This is a genomic window from Mesorhizobium sp. 10J20-29 (assembly GCF_054130485.1).
The window spans coordinates 924,739-950,901 of the sequence record NZ_CP199156.1 but is presented as its reverse complement, the minus strand read 5'-3'; the positions used below and the strand labels follow the sequence as shown (position 1 = coordinate 950,901).

Here is a 26,163-nt window from a genome sequence, read left to right as displayed (position 1 = left end):
GATGGGAAATGCCCGGCCCGGTTTCAATGCGCGCGGGCGGACGACGGAGAAGACATGAGCGAGGCCAGGCAGGACAATCCCGGGAGCAAAGACGCGGTGGCGGAAAACCTGCCGGATGCGGCGCGCCGGGCGCTCGCCGAAGCGGCCGAACGCCGCAAGGCCTATGCTGCGAGCGAGTCCGCGATGCCCGCGGAAGTCGGAGGCCGCAAGGGCAAGGAGCCGGTGCGCTACGGCGACTGGGAGGTCAAGGGATTGGCGACGGACTTCTGAACGGCGCCAAGGCGATTACTGCCGGACTAGCCGGAACCCGAGGTCACCGGGCGCGTTTTCGGAACAATACTTCCGATTTGCGTAACGCCCCGAGGACCGCCCAATGCTTATCCGGCTCGGCTACGAGATAGCCATCGATTGCCAGCAGAAAACCCCGATCATCTCGCTGCTCGAGATTCACAAGGACCGACAGCCGGACATCCAGCGACAGACACGCGTGCTAACTTCGCCCACGGTTCCCAGCACGACCTATGAGGACCGCTACGGCAATACGTGCCGGCGCTTTACCGCGCCGCCCGGCAGTTTCCGCATCCTTTACGACGCGGTGATCGAGGATTCCGGGCTGCCTGATGAGGTCAACACGCTTGCCAAGGAAGTGCCCGTGGAGGACCTGCCGCCCGACGCGCTGGGGTACCTGCTCGGCAGCCGCTATTGCGAGACGGACCACCTGTCAGGGCTTGCATGGAACCTCTTCGGCTCGGTGTCGCCGGGCTGGGCGCGGGTGCAGGCCGTGACCGACTATGTGCACGACCGGCTGTCCTTCGGCTACGGCTATGCGCGCTCGACACGCACCGCCGCGCAGGCGCATGACGAGCAGGTCGGCGTATGCCGCGACTTCGCGCATCTCGCCATCACGCTCTGCCGCTGCCTCAATGTTCCGGCCCGCTACGTGAACGGCTATCTCGGCGACATCGGCGTGCCGGAGGATCCGGCGCCGATGGATTTCTCGGCCTGGTTCGAGGCCTATCTCGACGGCAAGTGGTACACGTTCGACGCCCGTCACAACGTGCCCCGCATGGGCCGCGTGGTGGTGGCGCGCGGACGCGACGCGACCGACGTGCCGCTGCTGCACAGCTTCGGGCCGCATCGGCTCGACCTGTTCAAGGTGTGGACCTACGAGCAGGAGAGCCATCCGGCCAAGCCGCCCTATCGCGGCATCGACCGCACAATCGGCGCGCACATGCTGGCCTGACGCAGATCGGCATTGCGCGATCCTACAAAGAGGAATAAATTCCTTTGCGTGGAATCGATCCGTCTCATCACTCGGCCTTTCGGGCCCGTTCTCGCGCTGGCGCTGGGCTGCCTGCCGGCAGCTGCCGGCAAGCCGTTCCGCGGTCCGGTCGAGGCAATTGTCGTGCGCGTGCTCGACGGCGATACCTTCGTGGCCGATGCGTCAGTGTGGCCCGGACAGACCTTGCGCGTGAACATTCGCATCCGGGGCATCGACGCGCCGGAGATGAAGGCGCGCTGCGACGATGAGCGGATTGCGGCGAAGCGGGCGCGCGACGAACTCGCCACCCTGCTCGGTGGCCGGCCGGTGGCGATCTCCAACATTGCCGGCGCAAAGTATTATGGCCGCGTGCTGGCCGACGTGGCCAATGCCGAGGGGCTGGATGTCGGCCCGGCGATGATGGAACGCCGGCTGGTGCGCGCCTATGCCGGAGGGCGCAGGGACGGCTGGTGTGGATGACCCGCAGCGAGACAGGTGGCCGTGCCAGGACGGGACGCCCGCGGCGGCAATGCCCGGACCTTACCAATCATGGTTAACAAAGGGTTGCGAATTGTCCGCCAGACATCGGGCATTTACCGGTGGTTAACCTTGTTTCCACCGCCAGGCCAATGAAATCAATGGCTTAGAAATCGCACCCCGCCGACCGGGGACGCAGTCTCCCGGCTGGCCGATTTCGTGCAGTGCCCCAGGCATCAGGTCTCACGACCGGCATGCAGGAGGCAGGAAAATGCGGATTTCCTCGGTAATCGGGCAGGCAAGAACATTCATCGGTAACGAGAAGGGCAGCTTCGCCGTCATGAGCGCGGCGATCATGGCCGTGCTGACCATGTCGGCGGGCTTTGCGATAAACATCGCGCAGTTGCACAATGTGCGGTCCAATCTCGGCCAGGCGCTGGACGCCGCCGTGACCTCGACGGCGCGCGACATCACGACGGGCAAGATCGAGGCCAAGGACGCGCGCGACCGCGTCGAGCTGTTCCTTTCGGTGAACACCGACGGCGACATGATCGCCGGAGACCGGCTGGTGCTCGACAAGCTCATCATCGACAAGACCAACAGCACGGTCGAGGCGACGGCCTATGTGGATGTCGACCTCTATTTCCCGCTGTTCGGCCTGTCGGACACGCGGCGGGTCAGCAATGCCTCGGCCGCGGTCTATTCGGACAAGAAGATCGAGGTCGCGATGATGCTGGACGTGACCGGTTCGATGGGCGGGAAGAAGATCAAGGACCTCAAGAGCGCCGCCAACAACGCGCTCGATGCTTTCCTCGCCGGCCAGGACAAGACCAAGCCGCGCGTGCGCGTGGCCATCGTTCCCTATGCCAACGCTGTCAACACCGGGGCACTGAGCAACGTGGTGTTCGCCGAGAAGGCCTATACGGCAATCGATGTGGAGCCGCCGGCACTCTACGACCCCATCGCGGTGGCGGCGTCTCTCTTGAAGGCGCCGGACAAGTGCGCGACCGAGCGCAAGGGCACGCAGCAGTTCACCAATGCCGGTCCCGATGTCGCCAAGGTCAATCGCGACTACCGGCTGGATTTCTGCCCCAACGCCGTTCTGCAGCCGCTGTCGGCCGACATCGGCGCACTGAAGAGCACGGTCAGCTCGTTCAGCGCCAACGGATATACGGGAGGCCACATCGGCATCCAGTGGACCTGGTACATGCTGTCGAATTCATGGAAGGACGTGCTGCCCAAGGACGCGCAGCCGCTGGCCTATGACAAGAAGAAGGTCGCAAAATACGCGATCCTGATGACCGACGGCGAATTCAACACCGCCTATGCGGGCGTGCCGATCAAGGGCAACCCGACCAACCAGGCGTCGCTGTCGCGCAGCAATGCGGAGAGGCTCTGCGATGCCATGCGCAAGGATGGCATCGAGATCTTCTCGGTAGGATTCCAGTTGAAGGAAGCAGGCGCCAAGGGCGTGATGAAGAACTGCGCCAACACGGATACCTCGTCGATCCGCCACTATTACGAGGCATCGACGGGGGACGAACTCAACCAGGCCTTCCTCGAGATCGCCCACAACATCGAGCGCCTCGCCATCACCAAGTAGGCCGGGCCGCAAAGGAAAAGGCCGCCGCTTCTCGCGAAGCCGGCGGCCTTCCGTGTTTCCGTCCGTGGCGCGGCCTCTGGCCGTGACCCTCAGGTCACCGGCCGCGCTTTTCGCGCCCTAACGGGAAGACTGCTCCCCGAAAGTGCGATCCGCTGAGGCCACGTTCTGGAAAACGAAATCACTCGACATCGGATCACCTCCTTTCAGTTGTTGAACACGAAGCAAAGTTGGGGCGTTTCGCTCCAATCTGCAAGTGCCAAAAAGCCACTATCCCAAGCGCGTGTCACGCAGGCCCCGCCTGCGCGACCGCAAGGCTTTATGCTAACCCTTCTTGTTCTGCCGGTTGGCGACGAGATCGTCGACGACGGCCGGATCGGCGAGCGTCGAGGTGTCGCCGAGCGCGCCGAAATCGTCCTCGGCGATCTTTCTCAGGATGCGGCGCATGATCTTGCCCGAACGGGTCTTGGGCAGGCCCGGTGCGAACTGCAGCTTGTCGGGCGAGGCGATGGCGCCGATCTCCTTGCGCACGTGCTGGACGAGTTCCTTGCGCAGCGCGTCGCTGCCTTCCTCGCCGGCCATCAGCGTGACGTAGCAATAGATGCCCTGGCCCTTGATGTCGTGCGGGTAGCCGACGACGGCGGCTTCCGAGACCTTGGGGTGGCTGACCAGCGCGGACTCGACCTCTGCCGTTCCCATGCGATGGCCGGAGACGTTGAGGACGTCGTCGACGCGGCCGGTGATCCAGTAATAGCCGTCCTTGTCGCGGCGACAGCCGTCGCCGGTGAAATACTTGCCCTTGTAGGTAGAGAAGTAGGTCTGCACGAAGCGCTCGTGGTCGCCATAGACGGTGCGCATCTGGCCCGGCCAGGAATCGGTGATGCAGAGGTTGCCGTCGGCGGCGCCCTCGAGAACCACGCCCTCATTGTCGACGAGCTGCGGCTGGACGCCGAAGAAGGGACGCGTCGCCGAGCCGGGCTTGAGGTCGGTCGCGCCGGGCAGCGGGGTGATCAGGATGCCGCCCGTCTCGGTCTGCCACCAGGTGTCGACGATCGGCACCTTGCCGTTGCCGACGACCTTGAAATACCACTCCCAGGCCTCCGGGTTGATCGGCTCGCCGACGGACCCCAGGACGCGCAGGCTCTTGCGCGAGGTCTTCTTCACATGCTCGTCGCCGGCGCCCATCAGGGCGCGCAGGGCGGTCGGCGCGGTGTAGAAGATGTTGACCTTGTGCTTGTCGATGACCTCCCAGAAGCGCGCCATGGACGGGTAGTTGGGCACGCCCTCGAACATCAGCGTGGTGGCGCCGTTGGCGAGCGGTCCGTAGACGATGTAGCTGTGGCCGGTGACCCAGCCGACATCGGCGGTGCACCAGTAAACGTCGCCGTCATGGTAGTCGAAGACATACTGGTGCGTCATCGAGGCATAGACGAGATAGCCCGCGGTGGTGTGCAGCACGCCCTTCGGCTTGCCGGTCGAACCGGAGGTGTAGAGGATGAAGAGCGGATCCTCGGCCTTCATCTTCTCAGGCTTGCAGTCGGGCTTAACCGAGGCGACTTCGTCGTGGTACCAGAGGTCGCGGCCGTTGGCCCAGCCGACCTTGCCGCCGGTGCGGCGCACCACCAGCACGTTCTTGACGCGGACGAAATTATGGGCGGCGATGTCGATCGCCTTGTCAGTGTTTTCCTTGAGCGGGATGTGCTTGCCGCCGCGCAGGCCCTCGTCGGCCGTGATGACGAAGGTCGATTCGCAGTCAACGATGCGGCCGGCGAGCGCGTCCGGCGAGAAGCCGCCGAAGACGATGGAATGGATGGCGCCGATGCGGGCGCAGGCCAGCATCGCGTAGGCCGCCTCCGGGATCATCGGCATGTAGATGGTGACGCGGTCGCCCTTCTTGACGCCGTGCTTCTTCATCACGTTGGCAAGGCGGCAGACGTGCTCGTAGAGCTCGTTATAGGTGATCTTCTTGTCGTCGTAGGGGTTGTCACCCTCCCAGATGATGGCGGTCTGGTTGCCGCGCTTCTTCAGGTGACGGTCGATGCAGTTGTAGGAGACGTTGGTCTGGCCGTCCTCGTACCACTTGATAGACACCTTGCCCTTGAAGCTGGTGTTCTTGACCTTGGTGTAGGGCTTGAACCAGTCGATGCGCTTGCCGTGCTTGCCCCAGAACTTGTCAGGATTCGCGACGCTTTCCTTGTACCACTTGAGATAGGTATCGCTGTCGATCAGCGCGTCCTTCTTCCAAGCCGGCTGAACGCGATGCACCTTTGTCTCGGACATGCTGGTCTTCCCTCCCGAATGATTTTCGCGGCTGGCGCCGGATGCGGCGCCACGCTCCGCCCGCGAACTGGGTCCCATTATTAACAGTTGCGCCAAGACAGCAACATTAGACCTTGGACTGCGCGGCGGGTTGACGCAGCGCAAAGTCCCTCCGAACGATAGCACTCGCCGGTGAGTGCTGCCAACCATTTGATTCCGTGAAGGAAAAGCGGGTTCAATCACGCAAAATTCAATAGACGGTTAAGGAACGGCGCGCACAATTTGCAGTTAGGAGTTCGACTCAACGCCTGGAAGGACGGCCATGCGCAAACACCCTGAAATGGAACTGATGCTCAAGGGCTATGGGCTGACGACGGCCCAGATTCTCTATCACCTGCCCGACCATCCGCATCTGCTGCAGACCTACGTCTGGCAGGACTACGACATCGCCCCGAAGTTTCCGGTGCTGATCAAGTTCCTCGACTTCTGGAAGTCGAAGCTCGAGGGCCCACTGCATTCGATACAATACACGCACCAGAAGCTGATCGCGCCCAATGAATGGCGTAACGTGGACGGCGAATTCCTGCTACACTGAACAAAGCGCCGCAGTATTCAGCCGACGTTTCTTTGGCCTGCAGTTTCCTGTTGCGCGCAACTTGTGACTGCCGTCGGCGATACTGAAGCGGCAAGGGAGCCCGCATCAAGTGCGGGGCCTGTTCTTATGGCATCGCGGACGGCTGGCGGGAGGCGGCCATGCCGGATTACTGGTGCCTGATATTCTCGGATGGAACAGGACAGCGCGGGGTGCGCGAGGACGCTTCGGTCCGCAACACCAACATCTTCCAGATGTTTGCCGCTTCCGAGGGCAAGATCTATCTCGACGCCTTCTACGATCCCGGGCTCGGGGCGCCCGACGAGGGCAGCAACAACTGGACACGCAGCGCGCGAAACCTGTGGTCCAAGGCGACCGGCTGGGGCATCTCCGCCAATATTGCCGATTGCTACGAGGCGCTGATGCTCAAGTGGGCGCGCGGCAAGAGGATCGGGCTGTTCGGTTTCAGCCGCGGGGCCTACACGGTCCGTTGCGTCGGCGGGGTGCTGGGAACCTGCGGTATCGCGACCATGGACAAGGGTTCGCCGATATCCAAGGACAATGACGGCGCGGGTGCCAAGCGGCGGCGGGCCATCGCCGAAGAGGCCGTGGCGGCCTACAAGATCAAGAATGAGAGTGAACGGAAGACGGCTGGCAGCAGATTTGCGCAGAAGTACCAGGCTCAACCGGCGATGCCCGACGTGATCGGCGTCTTCGATACGGTCAAGTCGCTCGGGCTGCCGGGTGTCGCCAATCTGGTCAATCCATGGAAACACGAGTTCCACGACAACGAATTGTCGGGGCGCGTGCCGGTCGGACTGCACGCCCTGTCGATCGACGAGAACCGAAAGGCCTTCCTGCCCGAACTGTGGGAGGATGCCAGCGCCGACGGGCAGGTGATCGAGCAGGTATGGTTTCCCGGTGTCCACTCCGACATCGGCGGCGGCTACGAGGACGACTGGCGGCTGGCCGACCTGACACTCGACTGGATGCTCGACCGATTGCGCAACGTCGCCAGGCTGCACATCCCGCTCACCGTCAGCAAGCGCGACAATGTGCTTGGCCAGGCGCATGACGAACGCAGCGGCTTCGGCACGCTGTGGCTGCCTGCCGCGCGCAAGGTGCGCGGAGAGGCAGTCGACAGGGACGCGCTGTGCGGAGGGATCGAAGACAGGTTCGACCAGTACCGCCCGTCCTACAGGCCGCGCCTGCTGCGCAGCCATCCGCGGGTCAGCCGGTTCTTCTGATGCGAGGGGCGGTTCCCCTCAGACGGCCGGCGGGATAGGCGATCGTCGGGCTCGCGCCGTCAGCGGCTGCCGAAGATGGCGGAGCCGACGCGCACGCTGGTGGCGCCGAAGGCGACGGCGAGCGCGTAGTCGCCCGACATGCCCATGGAGAGATTTGCGAGGCCCGCTTCGGCCGCCAGTTTTGCAAGCAGCGCGAAATGCGGGCCGGGGTTCTCGTCTACCGGCGGGATGCACATCAGGCCCTCGACGGCGAGGCCGTGCACCGCGCGGCAGCGCTCGACGAAGGCGACGGTCTCCTGCGGCGCGATGCCGGCCTTCTGCGGTTCCGCACCGGTATTGACCTGTACGTAGAACCTCATCGCCTTGCCCTGCTTGACCGTTTCCTTGGCCAGCTCGGCGGCGATCTTCTCGCGGTCGACGGTCTCGATACAGTCGAAGAGCGCCACCGCCTCCTTCGCCTTGTTGGACTGCAGCGGGCCGATAAGATGCAGCTCGATACTGGGAAATTCCTGCTTCAGCGCCGGCCACTTTCCCTGGGCCTCCTGGACGCGGTTCTCGCCGAAGACGCGCTGGCCGGCCTCGATGACGGGACGGATGTCGGCCGCCTCGAAGGTCTTGGAAACGGCGACGAGCGTGACCGAGGTCTCATTGCGCTTCGCCTCGGCGGCGGCTGCAGCGATCGTCTCACGGACGGTCTGGAGTTGTTCGACTGACTTGTTCATGCCTGTTCCGGAACCGATATGCTGACTGCCCGCAAGCGCGGAGTTGACGCTTCCCGCAATCCATGGTGAAGGTCCGCCCGATATTTTCAGGACCGCCGGAGCAACATCCGCCGGTCATCGCCCAGTCTTTTAAGTGAAAAAGCGGTCATGGCAACCGAACGATACAATCCGCGTGCGACGGAACCCAAATGGCAGAAGGCCTGGGACGCCGCCAGGCTCTTCGAGACGAAGAACGACGACCCGCGCGAGAAATACTACGTGCTGGAGATGTTCCCCTATCCGTCGGGGCGCATCCACATGGGCCACGTGCGCAACTACACGATGGGCGACGTGGTGGCGCGGCATCGCCGGGCGCTCGGCTACAACGTGCTGCACCCGATGGGCTGGGACGCCTTCGGCCTGCCGGCCGAGAACGCGGCGCGCGATAACAAGGTCAATCCCCGCGAGTGGACCTACGCCAACATCGCGACGATGAAGGGCCAGCTGAAGACGATGGGCCTGTCGCTCGACTGGGCGCGCGAGTTCGCGACCTGCGACCCGACCTACTACAAGCACCAGCAGAAGATGTTCCTCGACTTCTGGAAGGCTGGGCTGGCCGAGCGCAAGTCGGCCAAGGTCAACTGGGATCCCGAGGACATGACCGTGCTCGCCAACGAGCAGGTGATCGACGGACGCGGCTGGCGCTCCGGCGCCTTGGTGGAACAGCGCGACCTCACGCAATGGTTCTTCAAGATCACGTCGATGTCGCAGGACCTGCTGGACAGCCTGGGAACGCTCGACAAGTGGCCAGAGAAGGTCCGCGTCATGCAGCAGAACTGGATCGGAAGGTCGGAAGGCCTGCTGATCCGCTGGCCGCTGGTCGAGGCTGTCGAGGGCGCTTCCGAGCTCGAGGTCTACACGACCCGACCCGACACGATCTTCGGCGCCTCGTTCATGGCGATCGCCGCCGACCATCCGCTGGCCAGGAAGGCGGCGAGCGGCAATCCGGAACTGAAGGCGTTCATCGACGACATCAGGCACAGCGGCACCTCGGCCGCCGAGATCGAGACGGCCGAGAAGCGCGGCTTCGATACGGGCTTGCGCGTCGTGCATCCGTTCGATTCCAGCTGGACGCTGCCGGTCTATGTCGCGAACTTCGTGCTGATGGAATACGGCACGGGCGCCATCTTCGGCTGCCCGGCTCATGACCAGCGCGACCTCGACTTCGCGAACAAGTACGGCCTGCCGGTCGTGCCCGTGGTGATGCCCGAGGGAGGCGACGCGAAGACGTTCCAGATCACCGAGGAGGCCTTCGTCGACGACGGGGCGATGATCAATTCACGCTTTCTCGACGGGATGACCCCCGACGCGGCCTTCGATGAAGTGGCAACGCGGCTGTCGGGGGTGACCATCGGCGACCGACCACAGGGCGAGCGCAAGGTGCAGTTCCGACTGCGCGACTGGCTGATCTCGCGCCAGCGCTACTGGGGCTGCCCCATACCGGTGATCCACTGCGACGATTGCGGCGCGGTGCCGGTGCCGGACGACCAGCTGCCGGTGGTGCTGCCCAACGACGTGACCTTCGACAGACCGGGCAATCCGCTCGACCACCACCCGACGTGGAAGCATGCCGACTGCCCGAGCTGCGGCAAGCAGGCCAGGCGCGACACCGACACGATGGATACGTTCGTCGATTCGTCGTGGTATTTCGCGCGCTTTACCGACCCGTGGAACGAAGTGGCGCCGACGACGCTCGCCTGCGTCGACGGCAAGAATGGCTGGCTGCCGGTGAACCAGTATATCGGCGGCATCGAGCATGCGATCCTGCACCTGCTCTATTCGCGCTTCTTCACGCGCGCGATGCAGGCGACCGGCCACCTGAACACGCTGAAGGAGCCCTTCGAGGGCATGTTCACCCAGGGCATGGTGGTACACGAGACCTACAAGGGCCCGACCGGCTGGGTCACGCCGGCCGAGGTGAAGATCGAGGACGCCGACGGCAAGCGCGCCGCCAGCCTGCTGTCCAACGGCACGCCGGTCGAGATCGGCGCGATCGAGAAGATGTCGAAGTCGAAGAAGAATGTCGTCGATCCCGACGATATCATCGGAAGCTACGGCGCCGACACGGCGCGCTGGTTCATGCTGTCGGATTCGCCGCCGGAGCGCGACGTGATCTGGACCGAGGCCGGCGTCGAGGGCGCGCACCGATTCGTGCAGCGCGTCTGGCGGATGGTCTCGGAAGCCGCGCCGGCGCTGGCGGGCATTCAGCCGCAGGCGGCGAGCGAGGGATCCGCGGGCGCGGTTTCCAAGGCGGCGCACCGGGCGGTCAAGGCCGTCGGAGAGGACATTTCGCGGCTGGGCTTCAACCGGGCGGTGGCGAGAATCTACGAGCTGACCAATGCGCTGCAGGTGCCATTGGCCGAGGTGGTGGAAGGCAAGGCAAGTCCGGAAATGCTGGGCGCGGTGCGCCAGGCCTTCGATATGCTGGTCGGGCTGATCGCGCCGATGATGCCGCATCTGGCCGAGGAATCCTACGCCGCGCTGGGCGGTGAGGGGATGATCGCCGACCGGCCATGGCCAAGCTTCGACCCGGCACTGACCGTGGACAGCGAAATCACCCTGCCGGTGCAGATCAACGGCAAGAAGCGGGGAGATTTGACAATCGCCCGCGACGCGGATCAAGGTACGATCGAGAGAGCCGCGCTCCAGCTGGATTTCGTGCAGAAGGCGCTCGAGGGAAAGCCGCCACGCAAGGTGATTGTCGTGCCGCAGAGGATCGTCAATGTCGTCGCCTGAGAAATCCATGCGCGGGAAGCTGCGCCACCTGACAATCGCAGCCGTGCTTTCGGCGATTCCCCTTGTTGCCGCCTGTACTGTGCAGCCGCTCTACTACAACCCGTCTTCGGGCGGCGTGGCGACCGGTGTGACCGCCGAACTGCAGTCGATATCGATCAAGCCGGTCGAGACGCGCTACGGGCAGGAACTGCGCAACCACCTGATCTTCCTGCTCAACGGCGGCAGCGGCCAGCCCGTCGACGCGCGCTATTCGCTGGCGTTGCGGGTGACGTCGGTCGATCGTTCGGCCGCAGTCGTGCAGCGGGCGCGTGAGAATGAGCCGACAGCCGGCACGGTGACGCTGACGGCAAACTACGTGCTGACCGAGAACGCGACGGGCGATGTGGCCGCGACCGGCCGCCGGCAGATCACGTCGTCCTACGACGTTCCCCGCCAGGAGTTCGCGGCGCTGCGCGCCGAGCGCGACGCCGAGAACCGGGCAGCGCGAGAACTGGCAGAACTGCTGAAGCTGGTGCTGGCGCAGGAACTGACCGGCCGGGCCGGCTAGCGCTTCGGGGATCCCGAAGCGCTACTTTACGGAATCAGCCGATCGACTGGCCGGTCTTGGCCCAGTCAGCCAGGAACTGGTCGAGACCCTTGTCGGTGAGCGGATGCTTGACCAGCGCCTTCAGCGTTGCCGGCGGCGCGGTGACGACGTCGGCGCCGATGAGCGCTGCCTGCTTGACGTGATTGACGGTGCGCACGGAGGCGACCAGGATCTCGGTCTCGAAGGCGTAGTTGTCGTAGATGGTCTTGATCTCCTCGATCAGCTCCATGCCGTCGATGCCGATGTCGTCGATGCGGCCGACGAAGGGCGAGATGAAGGTGGCGCCAGCCTTGGCGGCCAGCAATGCCTGGTTGGCCGAGAAGCACAGCGTGACGTTGACCAGCCGGCCTTCCGAACGGATCGCCTTGCAGGCCTTGAGCCCGTCGAGCGTTAGCGGCACCTTGATGCAGACATTGTCGGCGATCTTGGCCAGCACCTTGGCCTGCTGCATCATCTCGGAATACTCGGTCGCGGTGACCTCGGCGGAGACCGGACCCTTGACGATCTCGCAGATCTGCCTGGTGACCTCGTCGATCTTGCCGCCGGACTTCAGGATGAGGGACGGGTTGGTGGTGACGCCATCGAGAAGGCCCAGATCATTGAGCTCGCGAATCTCTTTCACGTCTGCAGTATCGACGAAAAACTTCATGGCCGTCTCCTTATCAAGTGTCTCGCTCGCGGGGATGCTTCGCGCTGGCCCTTGCTCTAACCGAAACGACGGGCAAGGTCACGTACCATGAGAGACGATTCGCCATACGCGAAAGCCGCCCCCGTGCTGGTGCCGATGCCGGCCCCGCGGCCCTATACATATGCCGTGCCCGACGGCATGACAGTGGTGCCCGGATCGATCGTCAGGGTGCCGCTCGGCCCGCGCGAGGTGGCGGGCGTGGTCTGGGACAGCGCTGCCGACGCCGTCGATCCCAAGAAGCTCAGACCGATCTCCGAAGCCTTCGACTGTCCGCCGATCGACCGCGACATGCGGCGCTTCGTCGACTGGGTGTCGGCCTATACGCTGTCGCCGCCGGGCATGGTGGCGAAGATGCTGCTGCGCGCACCGGCGGCCTTCGACCCGGAGCCCTGGACGGAGGGGCTGAAGCGTACGGGCAGCGAGCCGGACCGTATGACGGCAGCGCGCAACCGGGTGCTGGAAGCGTCGAACGACGGCTTCGCCTGGACGCGCCCGGGGCTCGCCCACGCCGCCGGCGTGTCGTCGACGGTGATCGACGGGCTGAGGGCGCAGGGCGTGTTTGAAACGGTGATGATCCCGCCGCGCCCGGTCGTCGCAGCGCCTGAGGCGGGCTTCGCGGCGCCCGACCTGTCGCCCGACCAGGAAAGCGTCGCCCTGATGCTGCGGCAGTCGGCGCTTGCCGGCGGCGCGTCGGTTACGCTGATCGACGGCGTTACCGGGTCGGGCAAGACGGAGGTCTATTTCGAAGCGGTGGCGGCGGCGCTGGAGAAGGATTTCCAGGTGCTCATCCTGCTGCCCGAGATCGCGCTGACGCACGCCTTTCTCGAGCGTTTCCAGGACCGATTCGGGGCGAAGCCCGCGGAGTGGCATTCCGATCTCGCGCCGCGGATGCGCGAGCGCGTCTGGCGGCAGGTGGCGGAGGGCACAGTGAGGGTGGTCGCCGGCGCGCGCTCGGCGCTGTTCCTGCCCTTCAACAAGCTTGGATTGATCGTCGTCGACGAGGAGCACGACCCTGCCTACAAGCAGGAGGACCGCGTCTCCTACAATGCGCGCGACATGGCGGTGGTGCGCGGCCATATCAGCGGGTTCCCCGTCGTGCTCGCCTCGGCGACGCCGTCGATCGAGAGCCGGGTCAACGCGATGCAGGGCCGCTATGCGCTGGCCAAGCTTCCCGGCCGTTTCGCCGAGGCGGCAATGCCGGATCTCAGGGCAATCGACATGCGGCGCAACCCGCCGGCGCGCGGCAAGTTCCTGTCGCCGGTGCTGGTCTCCGAGATCGGCAAGACGCTGGAGCGGGGCGAGCAATCGCTGCTGTTTCTCAACCGGCGAGGCTATGCGCCGCTGACGCTCTGCCGCGTCTGCGGCCACCGCTTTCAGTGTCCCGACTGCTCGAGCTGGCTGGTCGAACACCGCTTCCGCGGCCAGCTGATCTGCCATCACTGCGGGCATAACGAAAAGCGGCCCGACGCCTGCCCGGAATGCGGTACGCTCGACCATCTTGTCGCCTGCGGTCCGGGCATCGAGCGGATCGCCGAAGAAGTGGTCGCCGACTTTCCCGACGCCCGCACCATCGTGCTTTCATCCGACATCATGGGCGGGGTGCGGCGGATGCGGCTGGAACTCGAGGCAATCGCCAAGGGCGAGGCCGACATCGTCATCGGCACGCAGTTGGTCGCCAAGGGGCACAATTTTCCGAACATGACGCTGGTCGGCATCGTCGATGCGGACCTGGGGCTCGCCAATGGCGACCCGCGTGCCGCCGAACGGACTTTCCAACTGCTGTCGCAGGTGACGGGGCGGGCCGGGCGAACCGGCCGCAAGAGCCTGGGCCTGCTGCAGACCTTCCAGCCCGACCACCCGGTGATGCGGGCAATCGTTTCGGGCGACGCGGAGGCCTTCTACGAGAGAGAGATCGCCGAGCGCGAGAAATCCGGGCTGCCGCCCTTCGGCCGGCTGGCCGGCATCATTGTCAGCGCGGTGACGCGCGCCGAGGCGGAAGGGCATGCGCGGGCGCTGCGGCGATCGGCGCCGCGCGCCGCCGACATCCACGTCCTCGGGCCGGCCGAGGCGCCGCTGTCGCTGCTTGCCGGACGCCACCGCTTCCGGTTGCTCGTGCAGGGCGAAAGGCGCTCGGACATGCAGGGCTTCGTACGCGAGATGCTGGAAAAGGGGCCGCGGGCGCGGGGCTCGGTGCGGGTGTCGGTGGATATTGATCCGCAGAGTTTTCTCTGAGCGGGAGGGCACGGCGCCGATTTGCATTTGGCGTCCTGCCTGCCGCGCGGTAGGATGGGGATGCCTACGGGCAGAGAGAGATTGGGGGCGGACATGGATTTTGTGCTTCCCTGGCCGACGGCGCAGGGGGAATGGCTTGCCTGGGGCAGCGCGGCCGTGACGGTGCTGTTCGGCATCATCCTGCTTTTTGCGCCGGGCCTTTCCTTCAGGCTGCTCAGGCTGCAGACGACGCCGGAGCATCCGGAGGCCGTGGCCGAGGCGCGCGGCACCATGTCGGGCTTCTATCTCGGAGTCGGGCTCTGCTGCATCCTGCTTGCCCAGCCGCTGCTTTACCTGGCGCTCGGCGCGTCCTGGCTGCTGACGGCATTCGGCCGCATCGTGTCGATGATGTCGGACCGCGGAAACACACTCTACAATTGGGTTTCGCTTGCCATCGAGGCGGTGCTCGCAGCCCTGCCACTCGGGTATGCCTTTGGTTTCCTGTAGTGATTCGTGCGGCGCTTGCGCCATGCCAAAGGGCAGTGCGACAATAGTGCCGGAAATGCCTTCCAGCCAACGTGTTGCGGTCTCCAAAGGCCTGTGCTAGACGGCAATCGACTTTCGGCAGGGGGGTGCGGACTACGTACGCTCGAAGTCGAGAAATTCCAGTGAGGCCAATGATTTAGCCAGCTCGTCGGGCTGGCGGTGTGTAAATCGCGGCCGGCCAGAGAAGAGAAAAGACGATCAGTGGCAAAGTCCAGCTCGCCAATCTCAAGCATCGCAGATCGCTACGCGGGTTCGCTTTTCGATCTCGCGCTGCAGTCCAAGTCGGTGGCCAAGGTCGAGGGCGACCTCGGACGCTTCGAGGAACTGCTGAACGGCAGTGACGATCTCAGCCGGATGATCAAGAGCCCGGTGTTTTCGGCCGACGAGCAGTACAAGGCCATCGTGGCCATCGCCGACAAGGCCGGCATCAAGGGCCTCGTCGGCAATTTCCTGCGCGTCGTGGCCAAGAACCGCCGCCTCTTCGTCATCCCCGCGATGATCAAGGCCTTCCGCAACATTGCCGCAGAACAGCGCGGCGAGGTCGCCGCAGACGTCGTTTCAGCACACCCGCTGACCGGCGCGCAGCAATCCGAACTATCGGCCGCGCTGAAAGGCGTGACCGGCAAGGACGTCGTGATCTCGGCGACGGTCGATCCGTCGCTGCTCGGCGGGCTGGTCGTCAAGATCGGTTCGCGCCAGATCGACACGTCACTCAAAACCAAACTCAATTCGCTCAAGCTTGCACTGAAAGAGGTCGGCTGATGGACATCCGCGCCGCGGAAATTTCCGCAATTCTCAAAGACCAGATCAAGAATTTCGGCAAGGAGGCCGAGGTCTCCGAAGTCGGCCAGGTGCTGTCGGTAGGCGACGGTATCGCCCGCGTCTACGGCCTCGACAACGTCCAGGCCGGCGAGATGGTCGAGTTCCCCGGCGGCATTCGCGGCATGGCACTCAACCTTGAAAGCGACAATGTGGGCGTCGTCATCTTCGGCGCCGACCGCGACATCAAGGAAGGCGACGTCGTCAAGCGTACCGGCGCCATCGTCGACGTGCCGGTCGGTCCCGGCCTGCTCGGCCGCGTGGTCGACGCTCTCGGCAACCCGATCGACGGCAAGGGCCCGATCAAGGCGACCGAACGTCGCCGCGTCGACGTCAAGGCGCCCGGCATCATCCCGCGCCAGTCGGTGCATGAGCCGATGTCGACCGGCCTGAAGGCCATCGATGCGCTCATCCCGGTCGGCCGCGGCCAGCGCGAGCTGGTCATCGGTGACCGTCAGACCGGCAAGACCGCGATCATTCTCGACACGATCCTCAACCAGAAGTCGGTGCACGACAACGGTCCCGAGGCCGAGAAGCTCTACTGCGTCTACGTCGCCGTCGGCCAGAAGCGCTCGACCGTCGCGCAGTTCGTGAAGGTTCTCGAGGAGCGCGGTGCGCTCGAATACTCGATCATCATCGCCGCCACCGCCTCCGACGCGGCGCCGATGCAGTTCCTGGCGCCGTTCTCGGGCTGCGCCATGGGCGAATATTTCCGCGACAACGGCATGCATGCGCTGATCAGCTACGACGATCTGTCGAAGCAGGCCGTCGCCTATCGCCAGGTGTCGCTGCTGCTGCGCCGCCCGCCGGGCCGCGAAGCCTATCCGGGCGACGTCTTCTACCTGCACTCGCGCCTGCTGGAACGCGCTGCCAAGCTCAACAAGGACAATGGCAGCGGTTCGCTGACCGCGTTGCCGGTCATCGAGACGCAGGCCAACGACGTGTCGGCCTACATTCCGACCAACGTGATCTCGATCACCGACGGCCAGATCTTCCTCGAGACGACGCTGTTCTTCCAGGGTATCCGCCCTGCCGTGAACGTCGGCCTCTCGGTGTCACGCGTCGGCTCGGCCGCCCAGATCAAGGCGATGAAGCAGGTCGCCGGCTCGATCAAGGGCGAGCTCGCGCAGTACCGCGAGATGGCGGCCTTCGCACAGTTCGGCTCGGATCTCGACGCTGCGACGCAGCGCCTGCTCAACCGCGGCGCACGCCTGACCGAACTCCTGAAGCAGCCGCAGTTCTCGCCGCTGAAGACCGAGGAGCAGGTCGCGGTGATCTTCGCCGGCGTGAACGGCTACCTCGACAAGCTGGCGCTGAACCAGATCAGCAAGTTCGAGCAGGGCCTGCTGGCCCACATGCGCTCGGACGGCAAGGACGTGCTGGAAGCCATCCGCAAGGAAAAGGCGCTGAGCGACGATCTTCGCGACAAGCTGAAGGCCCATATCGACGCCTTCGCGAAGAACTTCGCCTGAGAGTGACGGACAGGGCATGGCCTCTCTAAAAGACCTCCGCAACCGTATCGCCTCGGTCAAGGCGACGCAGAAGATCACCAAGGCGATGCAGATGGTCGCCGCGGCGAAGCTGCGCCGTGCGCAGGAAGCTGCCGAGGCGGCCCGGCCCTATTCGCAGCGGATGGGCACCGTGCTCGCCAACATCGCCGATGCGGTCGGCGGCGGCGGCGATGCGCCGGCGCTGATGACCGGCACCGGCAAGGACGACACGCACCTGCTGGTGGTCTGCACGGCCGAGCGTGGCCTGTGCGGCGGCTTCAACAGCCAGATCGCCCGCTTTGCGCGCGACCACATCCGCAAGCTTCAGGGCCAGGGAAAGACGGTCAAGATCATCTGCGTCGGCAAGAAGGGCTTTGATATCCTTCGCCGCGACTTCGCTTCGCAGATCATCGAGCGCGTCGACCTGCGCGAGGCCAAGAAGCTCGGCTTCGTTCATGCCGATGCGATCGCCAAGAAGATCATCGCGCTGTTCAACGAGGGCGGCTTCGACGTCTGCACGCTGTTCTACTCCGAGTTCAAGTCGGTGATCAGCCAGGTGCCGACGGCGCAGCAGATCATCCCGGCAGCGGTGGAAGGCGAGGCCAAGGACGCGGTCAACGGCGCCAACGCGGTCTACGAATACGAGCCCGAGCCAGGCGAGATCCTGTCGGACCTGATCCCGCGCAACATCTCTGTCCAGGTGTTCCGGGCGCTGCTCGAAAACGCGGCCGGCGAGATGGGCGCGAAGATGAGCGCAATGGACAATGCGACACGCAATGCCGGTGACATGATCAACAAGCTGACGATCACCTACAACAGGCAGCGCCAGGCGCAGATTACCAAGGAACTGATCGAAATCATTTCGGGCGCGGAAGCGCTCTAAGGCAAGAGGCAAGAAAAATGGCGAAAGCAGCTACCCCAAAGGCGGCCCCGGCAGCCAAGAAAGCCCCCGTGGCAAAGAAGGCCGCACCTGCGAAGGCTGCAGCAACGAAGGCTCCGGCCGCGCAGAAAGCCGCTCCGGCCAAGGCTGCCGCGACGAAGAGCGCCTCGATCAAGGCGCCCGTCGCGAAGCTGCAGGCCAAGGGCCAGGCCGGCCGCGTGGCCCAGGTCATCGGCGCTGTCGTCGACGTGGATTTCGACAGCGACCTGCCGAAGATCCTGAACGCGCTCGAGACGATGAACGGCACCAACCGCCTGATCCTCGAGGTTGCCCAGCACCTCGGCGAGAACTCGGTCCGCTGCATCGCCATGGACACGACGGAAGGCCTGGTTCGCGGACAGGACGTCTACGATACGGGTTCGCCGATCACCGTTCCGGTGGGCGACGAGACGCTCGGCCGCATCATGAACGTCATCGGCGAGCCGGTCGATGAAGCCGGCCCGGTCGTGACCAAGAGCCGTCGCGCCATCCACCAGGATGCGCCGGCCTATGTCGACCAGTCGACGGAAGCACAGATTCTCGTCACCGGCATCAAGGTCGTCGACCTGCTGGCTCCTTACGCTCGCGGCGGCAAGATCGGCCTGTTCGGCGGCGCCGGCGTCGGCAAGACCGTGCTGATCCAGGAACTGATCAACAACGTCGCGAAGGCGCATGGCGGCTACTCGGTGTTCGCCGGCGTCGGCGAGCGCACCCGCGAGGGCAACGACCTCTATCACGAGATGATCGAGTCGGGCGTGAACAAGGATCCGCACGAGCATGGCGGTTCGACCGAAGGTTCGAAGTGCGCGCTGGTGTTCGGCCAGATGAACGAGCCGCCCGGCGCGCGCGCGCGTGTCGCGCTGTCGGGCCTGACGATCGCCGAGCATTTCCGCGATCAGGGCCAGGACGTTCTGTTCTTCGTCGACAACATCTTCCGCTTCACGCAGGCCGGCTCGGAAGTGTCGGCTCTGCTCGGCCGTATTCCCTCGGCCGTGGGCTACCAGCCGACTCTGGCCACCGACATGGGCCAGATGCAGGAGCGCATCACCTCGACCCACAAGGGCTCGATCACCTCGGTGCAGGCCATCTACGTGCCCGCCGACGACTTGACCGACCCGGCGCCCGCGGCCTCGTTCGCGCATCTTGATGCGACGACCGTTCTCAACCGCGCGATCTCGGAAAAGGGCATCTACCCGGCCGTCGATCCGCTCGACTCGACCTCGCGCATGCTCGACCCGATGATCGTCGGCGAGGAGCACTACCAGGTTGCCCGTCGCGTGCAGGAAATCCTGCAGCGCTACAAGTCGCTGCAGGACATCATTGCCATTCTCGGCATGGACGAGCTGTCGGAAGAGGACAAGGTGACCGTGGCGCGCGCCCGCAAGGTCGAGCGCTTCCTGTCGCAGCCCTTCTTCGTGGCAGAGGTGTTCACCGGCTCGCCGGGCCAGCTGGTGCCGCTCGAAGACACGATCAAGAGCTTCAAGGGCCTGGTCGAAGGCGAGTACGATCACCTGCCGGAAGCTGCCTTCTATATGGTCGGCGGCATCGACATGGCCATTGCCAAGGCACAGAAGCTCGCGGCGGAAGCTGCGTAAGCCGATACTTACCAGAAATGCGGGCGGCGTGACCGCCCGCATCGACCCCAAAGCGCATGTGAGAAACGATGGCTGAAGCTTTCCAATTCGAACTCGTATCGCCCGAGCGCCTGCTGGTCTCGGAACAGGTCGAGTCCGTGGTCATCCCGGGCGCCGAAGGCGAGATGACGGTGATGGCCGACCACGCGCCGGTGATGACGACGGTGAAGCCCGGCGTCGTAACCGTGAAGACGGTGGCCGGCGCAACGGAGCGCTACGTCGTGTTCGGCGGCTTTGCCGACGTGCTGCCGACCGGCTGCACCCTGCTTGCCGAATCGGCGGTGCTCGAGAAGGACATCGACCGCGCCGATATCGCCAAGCGCATCGAGCAGGCGCGCAAGGATGCCGATGAAGCGCATGACGATCATTCGCGCACCAAGGCCGAACAGTTCCTGCACCAGTTGACCACGCTGGAAGGCGCGATACTGCCAGCCTGAGGCAGCGCCGGCAGCAGACGACGAACCGAGCCGGGCCGCAGGGTCCGGCTTTTTTGCGTATTGGCCCGGCTAAATGCCAGCACTCTCGCGGAACGATTGGACCAGCGGGCCAAAATTGCACGCCAGCGGCGAGAAACTGCGCTAAGTGACCTTGCCGGATGACACCACCGGCACAGTTCATCGCGAATGCCGGACATGACCAGCGAACCGTCGGAACCAGAAATCAGCCGCTTCGCCGCCTTCGGCCATCGGCCCTTTCTGAACTTCTGGCTGGCGCGCTTCCTGGCGACCTTTGCGACACAGATAGTCTCGGTGGCGGTCGGGTGGCAGATCTACGACCTGACGCGCGACCCGCTCGATCTCGGCCTGGTCGGGATCATCCAGTTCCTGCCGGCACTCCTGCTGGTGCTCGTCACCGGGGCCGTGGCCGACCGTTTCGGCCGCCGCCTGATCATGGGACTGGCCTCTGTGGTGGAGGCCTTCTGTGCATTGGCACTTCTCCTGCTCACCTGGCACGGGCTGGCCGGTCCGGGACCCATATTCATGGTGCTCGGGGTCTTCGGCGTAGCGCGCGCCTTCTTCGGACCTGCCTCTGCCTCGCTGGTAGCCAATCTCGTGCCGCCGCCAATCTTCGCCAACGCGGTCGCCTGGAACTCGTCGGCATGGCAGACGGCGACGATCGTCGGCCCCGTGGCCGGCGGCCTGCTCTACGGCCTGTCGCCGGAGATCGCCTATGGCTCGGCGGCCGTCCTGATGGCTGCGGGGGCGACACTCGTCTTTGCCATTCCGCGGCCGACACAGCGCAGCCAGACCAACAAGCCGACGCTGGAAGCTCTGTTTGCCGGGATTCGGTACATCATGGGCGAGAAGGTGGTGCTCGGCGCCATCTCCCTCGACCTCTTCGCCGTGCTCCTGTCCGGTGCGGTGGCGCTGCTGCCGGTCTATGCGCGCGACATCCTCGAACTCGGGCCCTGGGGTCTCGGGCTGCTGCGCGCCGCCCCGGGCGTCGGCGCCATCATGGTCGCGGTGTGGCTGGCCGGACACCCGATGCGCGACCATGCGGGCAAGCTGATGTTCGGCTTCGTGGCGCTGTTCGGCCTGCTGACGGTGGTGTTCGGCATCTCGACTACGCCGTGGCTGTCGATCGCAGCGCTTGCGCTGCTTGGAGCGGCGGACATGATCAGCGTCTATGTGCGCGAGACGCTCATCCAGTTGTGGACGCCGGACGACGTGCGCGGCCGTGTCAACGCGGTGAACATGGTCTTCGTCGGGGCTTCCAACGAACTCGGCGAATTCCGCGCCGGCACGATGGCGGCGCTGATCGGGACGGTTCCGGCTGTGGTTTTCGGCGGCGTCGGGGCGGTCGCAGTGGCCGGGCTCTGGGCCTACCTGTTTCCGGAACTCCGGCGCATCAGGCACCTGCAGGGGCGCGGCTGACCTAGCCCCTGGCCGGCTGGCCGAAGATCGTTTCCAGGAACTCGTGAAGCCAGCGCTTCAGATGCATGTCCCAGATCAGGCGGCCGCCGAGGTGGTCGCGCCCGGGCTGGGCACCGGGCAGCTCGAAGCGATGCGCACCGTGCACGACCCAACGCTGCATCATCATCTGGGTGAGTTCTGCGTGGAACTGGATGCCCCAGGCATTCTTGCCATAACGGAAGGCCTGGTTGGGGTAGGTTTCGGCCGAGGCCAGCAGCGTGGCATCCTTGGGCAGCGAGAAGCCCTCGCGGTGGAACTGGTAGACCATCTCGGGCCAACGCATCAGCGCCTTTCCCTCCTCGGTGGGGCGGATCGGGTACCAGCCAATCTCGACCAGGCCCTTCTCGTGGCCCTCGACCTTGCCGCCGAGATGGTTGACCAGCATCTGCGCGCCAAGGCAGATGCCAAGCAGGGGACGATCCTCGGCGAGAGGGACCTTCAGCCAGTCCGTCTCGCGGCGGACGAAGTCTTCGTCGTCATTGGCGCTCATAGGCCCGCCGAAGACGACGGCGCCGGCATGGTCTTCCAGGGTGTCTGGCAAGTGGTCACCGAGCGGGGGGCGCCGGATATCCAGATCGAAGCCGCTTTCCAGCAGGACATGGCCGACGCGGCCAGCGCTCGAACTCTCTTGATGCAATACGACCAGTACCTTCGGCCGCTGCGCTTCCCGTCCAGGCATGGGTGTTCAGTCGTCTCCCGATGGCGCGTCGGGCGCATCCGGCGCATCGCGCTGGGCCTTCTGGCGCTCCAGAACGCGGTCCCGGCGATCGACACCGATGAGTTCGGCGACGCGCCAGACGATGTTGTCTTCAAGTTCATGCAGTTCGCCGTCGGCGAAGACGATCTCCCACATCACGCCGATGAACTCGACGCGCGCCTCGGGGTCGAGGTGCCGCTTCAAAACGCTGGTGAAGGTGTAGAGGTCGACGGCATCCTCGTCAGCCTCGCCACCGGCGGCAACGAGCCTGTCCAGCGCCTCGCCGGTGACGCCGTAGGTTTCAGTCAGGAGCTTCTTCATGCGCTCCCACTCGACGTCATGGCGCACACCGTCGGCATCCATGACATGGTACATCAGGGCCGCCGCGGCGACGCGCGGGTCGTCCTTGTCGGGGGAGTTTTCTCCATCGGAGCTGCCTGCCGGCAGTTTCTTCAGAAAGGCGACGACACGATCGAACATGGTATTCCTCGGATGGGCGATTGGCGCAGGACCGTCAGAACAGACGGAAGCGGCTCGTAGACTTGTCCTGGTCCTCGTCCGGGTCGACGCCCGGATCGTCGGGCAAGCGGACGACCTCGGCAAGCGGTTCCTCGGGGCCCGCATCGTCGGCATCGTTGGCAGCGGTCTTCGCCGGAGCGTCGGCAACAGCCGGCGCAGGCTTGCCCGTAGCCGGGGCTGGCTCTTCCGACTTCTTCGGCTCGGGCTCGGGAAGCGGCTTCTTCGCTTCCTCGGCCGCCACCGGCTCCGCTGAGGGCTTCCTTGTTTCAGGCGCAGGCTTCTTCGGCTCCGGCGTCGGTACTTTCGTATCAATGACCTCGGCTTCCGCGACATCCTCGGCCGGCGGCGCGGCAGGCGGCGGCGCGAGCGAAGGCCGCATGGCCTGAGCGTCGGCGTCGTCCTGTTCGATCAACTGGCCGATGCGCTCGACCGGAACCCGCCATTCGAAGGCGTCGAGCTTGCCGGTGACCGGCGAAACCGGCGCCCATTTTTCTGCGACGTAGCCGTCGGCCACCCAGGCGGGATCACGCGGAGCGCGAACGGCCTTCGACAGAAGCTGGCGGACGCGTCCCTGGTCGCCTGTTTCGAGTTCCTCGATGTCGGCTAGCAGCAGGTAGGCGCCCTCGCGCGGCTGGATGCGGATGGCTGCCTCGGCGGCCTCGCGCGCTTCCTTCAGCTCGTGCGCATCGATGGCCGCACGCGCGACGGCGAGCGAGGATTCGATGTTGTTCTGCTTCAGCGACTGGAGCTTGCGGGCGCGCTTCAGGCGGTCGTGGACGGCATCGCCGTGCCGCGCATGGGTGTAGAGGTCGGCGATCTCCGGATGCGGCTCGGCTTTCCAGGCCGCCTCGAGGATCTTGGCGCCGCGGCGGGTATCTTCCTGCTTGAACAGAGCCCGCGCCGCCGCAATGGCTGCCGGCACGAAATCGGGCGAGAGGCGATTGGCCTCGATGGCGGCCGAGCGGGCCGCTGCCGGATCGCTGTCCAGAAGGTCCTCGGCCTTGGCCGTCAGCAACACCGAACGGCGCCTGTTTGCGGCATCGCGCGCAATCTGGCCGGTCGAAGCCTGGGCGTCGACGAGCCTCAGAGCGCCGTCCCAGTCGCCACGCGCGGTCTTTTCCTCGAGCGTCGATTCGGAAGCCCATGCGAGCTGCGGCGCGACGTCGGCGGCGCGGGCGGCGTAGTGTTGCGCCGCCGTGCGGTCACCGAGGCGCTCGGCCTCGAGGTAGAGGCCGCGCAGGCCAAGCAGGCGCATTTCCGGGTCGTCGAGCATGCGCTCGAATTTTTCGCGCGCCGCCTCGTGGTCGCCCTCCAGCAGGGAGGCCTGGGCGTCGAGCAGGTTGATGAGCGGCTCGGTGTCGGAGCGGATGAGCTTTGCCGCCTGCTTGTTCATCTTGCGCGCAAGGGTCGCGTCTCCGGCACCAGCGGCGATCATGCCGGTCGACAGCGCCTGGTAGCCGCGATCGCGCTGGCGGACGCGGAAGTAGCGGGCAATCGTGTAGGGGCTGTTCCAGATGGACTTGACCAGCCACCAGGTGATCATCACCGCGGCGACAACCGCCGTGACGGCGACGGCCGCGACCATCAGGGTGACGCGGTACTGGTAGCCCCCGAAGGTGACGAGCATGTCGCCGGGACGGTCGGCCAGCCAGGCGAAGCCCGCAGCGAGCGCAAGCACGAAGATGAGGAAGATGAGGATACGGATCATGTCTGCTTCCTCACTCGGCCTTCATCGCCGCCGCAACGGCCTGGTCGACGAGTTTCTCGACCTCCATGCGGGCCCTGATCGTGTCGGCGAAGGAGGCGCCGGCAGCCTGCGAGGCTTCCGGCAGGGCGGCGTATTCGGCCAGCGCCTGCTCCAGGTCGCCGGCCTGGATGGCAACCTCCATGCGCGCAACGGTCTCCGGCACGCCGGCACCCTCGACGGCGCCGATGGGGCGCACGGTGACGAGCGACTCGGCGCTGGTGAGCAAGCGCTCGAAGAAGCCTGCATCCTGTTTCGGCGGGGCGGCAGCAGCAATCATCGCGTTCGCTGCGGCATCGGTGCCGGCGAGAATGTCTGCACGGGTCGCGACGCCATTCTCGGCATAGGTGCGCAGTTCGGCGATGCCTGGAGCATCGGGTGCGATCGCGGCGAATGTCTCGATCTCGGACTGGAACGGCGTGCCGCGCTCGACGGCCGATTTCAGGGCCGCAGAAGCAATGGCGAGCGCGACCTTGGGCTGGCCGGACTGCGCTTCGACCTTGTCGGCGAGATTCTGAAGGCTCTGCTCGATGGCGCCGAGCCGGCCGTCGAAGCCGGAATTGGCCTCGCCTGCCGATTTGGCTAGCGCCTCGACGCCGGCGATCTGCTGCCTGATGGCGTCAATGTCTGCCGAAGCAGCCCCGCCTGCATTCTCTGCAAGCGCCGAGACCTTCGTCTCGATCTCGCCGATGCGGGATCCAAGCGCGTCGAGGCCGGCACTGTCGCCAGCCTCGCCGGATTCGACGGCCTTCTGGAGCGCGCCGACATCGCTGCGGACCTGATCGAGGGCGGCAGAAAGCGCGTCGACCTTGGCGGGATCAGCACCCGGCGCGGCGCCGGGATTGTCTTTCAGAGCGGCAAGCTCGGATTTCAGCGCGGCTATGTCAGCTTCGACCTGGCCGGATTCCGGGGCCGGGCTCGCCATCTGCGCGGGCGTTCCGAGAACGCCGGCATATTGCAGCAACCCGGCGGCAGCCAGTGCAACCACGCCGCCGACGATGCCGGCTGCGAAAACGGGTGTGCGCGATGGCTTGGGCCGGTCGGCCGGGGCGGGCCTTGCCGACGTGGGTCCCGGTCCGGTCGGGCCGCGGCCATAGGCGGAGGCGCTTTCGCTGGCGGGGCGCTTTGCGCTGCCATCGGTGTCCGGCTTGTCTGCGGCCGAGGCAGTTGCCTTGTCGTCCTTGACCGACGCCGGTTCCTTCGGCGTAGAACCTGCCGACGCCGATGACGAGGCTGCAGATGCTGCCGTCGCGGAGGGCGAAGACCTGGTCTCGGACGCCGGCTTGTCGGTGCTTCCGGCCTTGGCCTCAGAGGTTTGCGCAGCCGGCTTCGTGGCCGCGGAATCACCGTGTCCAGATACGCGCGACACAGAACCAGGCTCGAGCTCGATGGTGACCGGCTCTCGCTTGGTCTTGGAATGCCGGGTCCTGGGGGTCTTGACCATAAGCGGCCTCCGCGGGTGAC

23 protein-coding genes are annotated in these 26,163 nt (G+C 65.3%); 16 read left to right on the top strand and 7 right to left on the bottom strand.

The annotated features are described in order from the left end of the window. Positions 1-54 precede the first annotated feature (54 nt). From ACT2BZ_RS04670 to ACT2BZ_RS04655, 4 genes are all read left to right on the top strand, one after another. Entirely contained in the window at positions 55-270 is a 216-nt protein-coding gene (locus ACT2BZ_RS04670) for a DUF1674 domain-containing protein (RefSeq protein WP_457939663.1), read from the top strand. A 103-nt stretch (positions 271-373) separates the two neighbouring features. Next, a complete protein-coding gene (locus ACT2BZ_RS04665; protein ID WP_457939662.1) occupies positions 374-1,243 on the top strand; it encodes a transglutaminase-like domain-containing protein in 870 nt (289 codons plus the stop codon). Between the two features lie 48 nt (positions 1,244-1,291). Next, positions 1,292-1,741, top strand: coding sequence for a thermonuclease family protein (locus ACT2BZ_RS04660; protein WP_457939661.1), 450 nt, complete (start codon positions 1,292-1,294; stop codon positions 1,739-1,741). Positions 1,742-2,009: 268 nt separating this feature from the next. Next, the gene (locus ACT2BZ_RS04655) at positions 2,010-3,341 is read left to right on the top strand and encodes a pilus assembly protein (protein ID WP_457939659.1); all 1,332 of its coding nucleotides are present in this window, start codon (positions 2,010-2,012) and stop codon (positions 3,339-3,341) included. A 321-nt stretch (positions 3,342-3,662) separates the two neighbouring features. On the opposite strand, the gene acs is transcribed toward ACT2BZ_RS04655, so the two are convergent. Continuing rightward, positions 3,663-5,618: an acetate--CoA ligase gene (acs, locus tag ACT2BZ_RS04650; protein ID WP_457939658.1), complete on the bottom strand. Its 1,956-nt coding sequence runs from the start codon at positions 5,616-5,618 to the stop codon at positions 3,663-3,665. A 301-nt stretch (positions 5,619-5,919) separates the two neighbouring features. On the opposite strand from acs, the gene ACT2BZ_RS04645 reads away from it, so the two are divergent. Beyond that, positions 5,920-6,192 (top strand): usg protein, encoded by a 273-nt coding sequence (locus tag ACT2BZ_RS04645; RefSeq protein ID WP_457939656.1) that lies wholly within the window; start codon positions 5,920-5,922, stop codon positions 6,190-6,192. A 158-nt stretch (positions 6,193-6,350) separates the two neighbouring features. Next, positions 6,351-7,436 carry a DUF2235 domain-containing protein gene (locus tag ACT2BZ_RS04640; protein ID WP_457939654.1) on the top strand — a complete coding sequence of 362 codons (1,086 nt, stop codon included), beginning with the start codon at positions 6,351-6,353 and terminating at the stop codon, positions 7,434-7,436. Between the two features lie 59 nt (positions 7,437-7,495). Here the strand turns inward: ACT2BZ_RS04640 and ACT2BZ_RS04635 are convergent, their stop codons facing one another. Further along, on the bottom strand, positions 7,496-8,158 hold the full coding sequence (locus ACT2BZ_RS04635; protein ID WP_457939652.1) for a YggS family pyridoxal phosphate-dependent enzyme: 663 nt from the start codon (positions 8,156-8,158) through the stop codon (positions 7,496-7,498). A gap of 147 nt (positions 8,159-8,305) precedes the next feature. Here ACT2BZ_RS04635 and leuS point away from each other — a divergent pair, with 147 nt between their 5' ends. After that, entirely contained in the window at positions 8,306-10,933 is a 2,628-nt protein-coding gene (leuS, locus tag ACT2BZ_RS04630) for a leucine--tRNA ligase (protein WP_457939650.1), read from the top strand. A gap of 7 nt (positions 10,934-10,940) precedes the next feature. Next, entirely contained in the window at positions 10,941-11,480 is a 540-nt protein-coding gene (gene lptE / locus ACT2BZ_RS04625) for an LPS assembly lipoprotein LptE (protein WP_457939649.1), read from the top strand. A 34-nt stretch (positions 11,481-11,514) separates the two neighbouring features. Here the strand turns inward: lptE and fsa are convergent, their stop codons facing one another. Next, positions 11,515-12,168 (bottom strand): fructose-6-phosphate aldolase, encoded by a 654-nt coding sequence (gene fsa, locus ACT2BZ_RS04620; protein WP_457939647.1) that lies wholly within the window; start codon positions 12,166-12,168, stop codon positions 11,515-11,517. 87 nt (positions 12,169-12,255) lie between these two features. Between fsa and ACT2BZ_RS04615 the strand changes: the two genes are divergently transcribed. From ACT2BZ_RS04615 to ACT2BZ_RS04580, 8 genes are all read left to right on the top strand, one after another. Next, positions 12,256-14,439, top strand: coding sequence for a primosomal protein N' (locus ACT2BZ_RS04615; protein WP_457939645.1), 2,184 nt, complete (start codon positions 12,256-12,258; stop codon positions 14,437-14,439). Between the two features lie 93 nt (positions 14,440-14,532). Further along, positions 14,533-14,925 carry an AGROH133_08824 family phage infection protein gene (locus tag ACT2BZ_RS04610; RefSeq protein WP_457939644.1) on the top strand — a complete coding sequence of 131 codons (393 nt, stop codon included), beginning with the start codon at positions 14,533-14,535 and terminating at the stop codon, positions 14,923-14,925. Between the two features lie 240 nt (positions 14,926-15,165). Further along, positions 15,166-15,726: a F0F1 ATP synthase subunit delta gene (locus ACT2BZ_RS04605; protein ID WP_457939642.1), complete on the top strand. Its 561-nt coding sequence runs from the start codon at positions 15,166-15,168 to the stop codon at positions 15,724-15,726. Further along, positions 15,726-17,255: a F0F1 ATP synthase subunit alpha gene (atpA, locus tag ACT2BZ_RS04600; RefSeq protein WP_457939640.1), complete on the top strand. Its 1,530-nt coding sequence runs from the start codon at positions 15,726-15,728 to the stop codon at positions 17,253-17,255. Before ACT2BZ_RS04605 ends, atpA begins: the two co-directional genes overlap by 1 nt. Before the next feature lie 16 nt (positions 17,256-17,271). Then, positions 17,272-18,156 carry a F0F1 ATP synthase subunit gamma gene (locus ACT2BZ_RS04595; RefSeq protein ID WP_457939639.1) on the top strand — a complete coding sequence of 295 codons (885 nt, stop codon included), beginning with the start codon at positions 17,272-17,274 and terminating at the stop codon, positions 18,154-18,156. A 68-nt stretch (positions 18,157-18,224) separates the two neighbouring features. Next, complete coding sequence (gene atpD, locus ACT2BZ_RS04590) at positions 18,225-19,787, top strand: F0F1 ATP synthase subunit beta (RefSeq protein WP_457939637.1); 1,563 nt, start codon at positions 18,225-18,227, stop codon at positions 19,785-19,787. A gap of 68 nt (positions 19,788-19,855) precedes the next feature. Beyond that, positions 19,856-20,263 carry a F0F1 ATP synthase subunit epsilon gene (locus ACT2BZ_RS04585; RefSeq protein WP_457939635.1) on the top strand — a complete coding sequence of 136 codons (408 nt, stop codon included), beginning with the start codon at positions 19,856-19,858 and terminating at the stop codon, positions 20,261-20,263. A gap of 195 nt (positions 20,264-20,458) precedes the next feature. After that, positions 20,459-21,700 carry an MFS transporter gene (locus tag ACT2BZ_RS04580; protein WP_457939633.1) on the top strand — a complete coding sequence of 414 codons (1,242 nt, stop codon included), beginning with the start codon at positions 20,459-20,461 and terminating at the stop codon, positions 21,698-21,700. A gap of 1 nt (position 21,701) precedes the next feature. On the opposite strand, the gene ACT2BZ_RS04575 is transcribed toward ACT2BZ_RS04580, so the two are convergent. The 4 genes from ACT2BZ_RS04575 to ACT2BZ_RS04560 are packed head-to-tail and all read right to left on the bottom strand — an operon-like array spanning position 21,702 to position 26,143. Further along, positions 21,702-22,418: a glutamine amidotransferase gene (locus tag ACT2BZ_RS04575; protein ID WP_457939631.1), complete on the bottom strand. Its 717-nt coding sequence runs from the start codon at positions 22,416-22,418 to the stop codon at positions 21,702-21,704. Positions 22,419-22,424: 6 nt separating this feature from the next. Then, positions 22,425-22,916, bottom strand: coding sequence for a tellurite resistance TerB family protein (locus ACT2BZ_RS04570; protein ID WP_457939629.1), 492 nt, complete (start codon positions 22,914-22,916; stop codon positions 22,425-22,427). A gap of 34 nt (positions 22,917-22,950) precedes the next feature. Further along, positions 22,951-24,663, bottom strand: coding sequence for a heme biosynthesis HemY N-terminal domain-containing protein (locus ACT2BZ_RS04565; RefSeq protein WP_457939627.1), 1,713 nt, complete (start codon positions 24,661-24,663; stop codon positions 22,951-22,953). A gap of 10 nt (positions 24,664-24,673) precedes the next feature. After that, positions 24,674-26,143, bottom strand: a complete 1,470-nt coding sequence (locus ACT2BZ_RS04560) for a COG4223 family protein (protein ID WP_457939625.1) — start codon at positions 26,141-26,143, stop codon at positions 24,674-24,676. Between the last annotated feature and the right edge of the window lie 20 nt (positions 26,144-26,163).

Bases quoted from the DNA above. Each gene is read 5' to 3' on its own strand.
- ACT2BZ_RS04670 (WP_457939663.1), top strand. From the start codon at position 55: ATGAGCGAGGCCAGGCAGGACAATCCCGGGAGCAAAGACGCGGTGGCG.
- ACT2BZ_RS04665 (WP_457939662.1), top strand. From the start codon at position 374: ATGCTTATCCGGCTCGGCTACGAGATAGCCATCGATTGCCAGCAGAAA.
- ACT2BZ_RS04655 (WP_457939659.1), top strand. From the start codon at position 2,010: ATGCGGATTTCCTCGGTAATCGGGCAGGCAAGAACATTCATCGGTAAC.
- acs (WP_457939658.1), bottom strand. From the start codon at position 5,618: ATGTCCGAGACAAAGGTGCATCGCGTTCAGCCGGCTTGGAAGAAGGAC.
- ACT2BZ_RS04645 (WP_457939656.1), top strand. From the start codon at position 5,920: ATGCGCAAACACCCTGAAATGGAACTGATGCTCAAGGGCTATGGGCTG.
- ACT2BZ_RS04640 (WP_457939654.1), top strand. From the start codon at position 6,351: ATGCCGGATTACTGGTGCCTGATATTCTCGGATGGAACAGGACAGCGC.
- ACT2BZ_RS04635 (WP_457939652.1), bottom strand. From the start codon at position 8,158: ATGAACAAGTCAGTCGAACAACTCCAGACCGTCCGTGAGACGATCGCT.
- leuS (WP_457939650.1), top strand. From the start codon at position 8,306: ATGGCAACCGAACGATACAATCCGCGTGCGACGGAACCCAAATGGCAG.
- lptE (WP_457939649.1), top strand. From the start codon at position 10,941: ATGCGCGGGAAGCTGCGCCACCTGACAATCGCAGCCGTGCTTTCGGCG.
- fsa (WP_457939647.1), bottom strand. From the start codon at position 12,168: ATGAAGTTTTTCGTCGATACTGCAGACGTGAAAGAGATTCGCGAGCTC.
- ACT2BZ_RS04615 (WP_457939645.1), top strand. From the start codon at position 12,256: ATGAGAGACGATTCGCCATACGCGAAAGCCGCCCCCGTGCTGGTGCCG.
- ACT2BZ_RS04610 (WP_457939644.1), top strand. From the start codon at position 14,533: ATGGATTTTGTGCTTCCCTGGCCGACGGCGCAGGGGGAATGGCTTGCC.
- atpA (WP_457939640.1), top strand. From the start codon at position 15,726: ATGGACATCCGCGCCGCGGAAATTTCCGCAATTCTCAAAGACCAGATC.
- ACT2BZ_RS04595 (WP_457939639.1), top strand. From the start codon at position 17,272: ATGGCCTCTCTAAAAGACCTCCGCAACCGTATCGCCTCGGTCAAGGCG.
- ACT2BZ_RS04585 (WP_457939635.1), top strand. From the start codon at position 19,856: ATGGCTGAAGCTTTCCAATTCGAACTCGTATCGCCCGAGCGCCTGCTG.
- ACT2BZ_RS04580 (WP_457939633.1), top strand. From the start codon at position 20,459: ATGACCAGCGAACCGTCGGAACCAGAAATCAGCCGCTTCGCCGCCTTC.
- ACT2BZ_RS04575 (WP_457939631.1), bottom strand. From the start codon at position 22,418: ATGCCTGGACGGGAAGCGCAGCGGCCGAAGGTACTGGTCGTATTGCAT.
- ACT2BZ_RS04570 (WP_457939629.1), bottom strand. From the start codon at position 22,916: ATGTTCGATCGTGTCGTCGCCTTTCTGAAGAAACTGCCGGCAGGCAGC.
- ACT2BZ_RS04565 (WP_457939627.1), bottom strand. From the start codon at position 24,663: ATGATCCGTATCCTCATCTTCCTCATCTTCGTGCTTGCGCTCGCTGCG.
- ACT2BZ_RS04560 (WP_457939625.1), bottom strand. From the start codon at position 26,143: ATGGTCAAGACCCCCAGGACCCGGCATTCCAAGACCAAGCGAGAGCCG.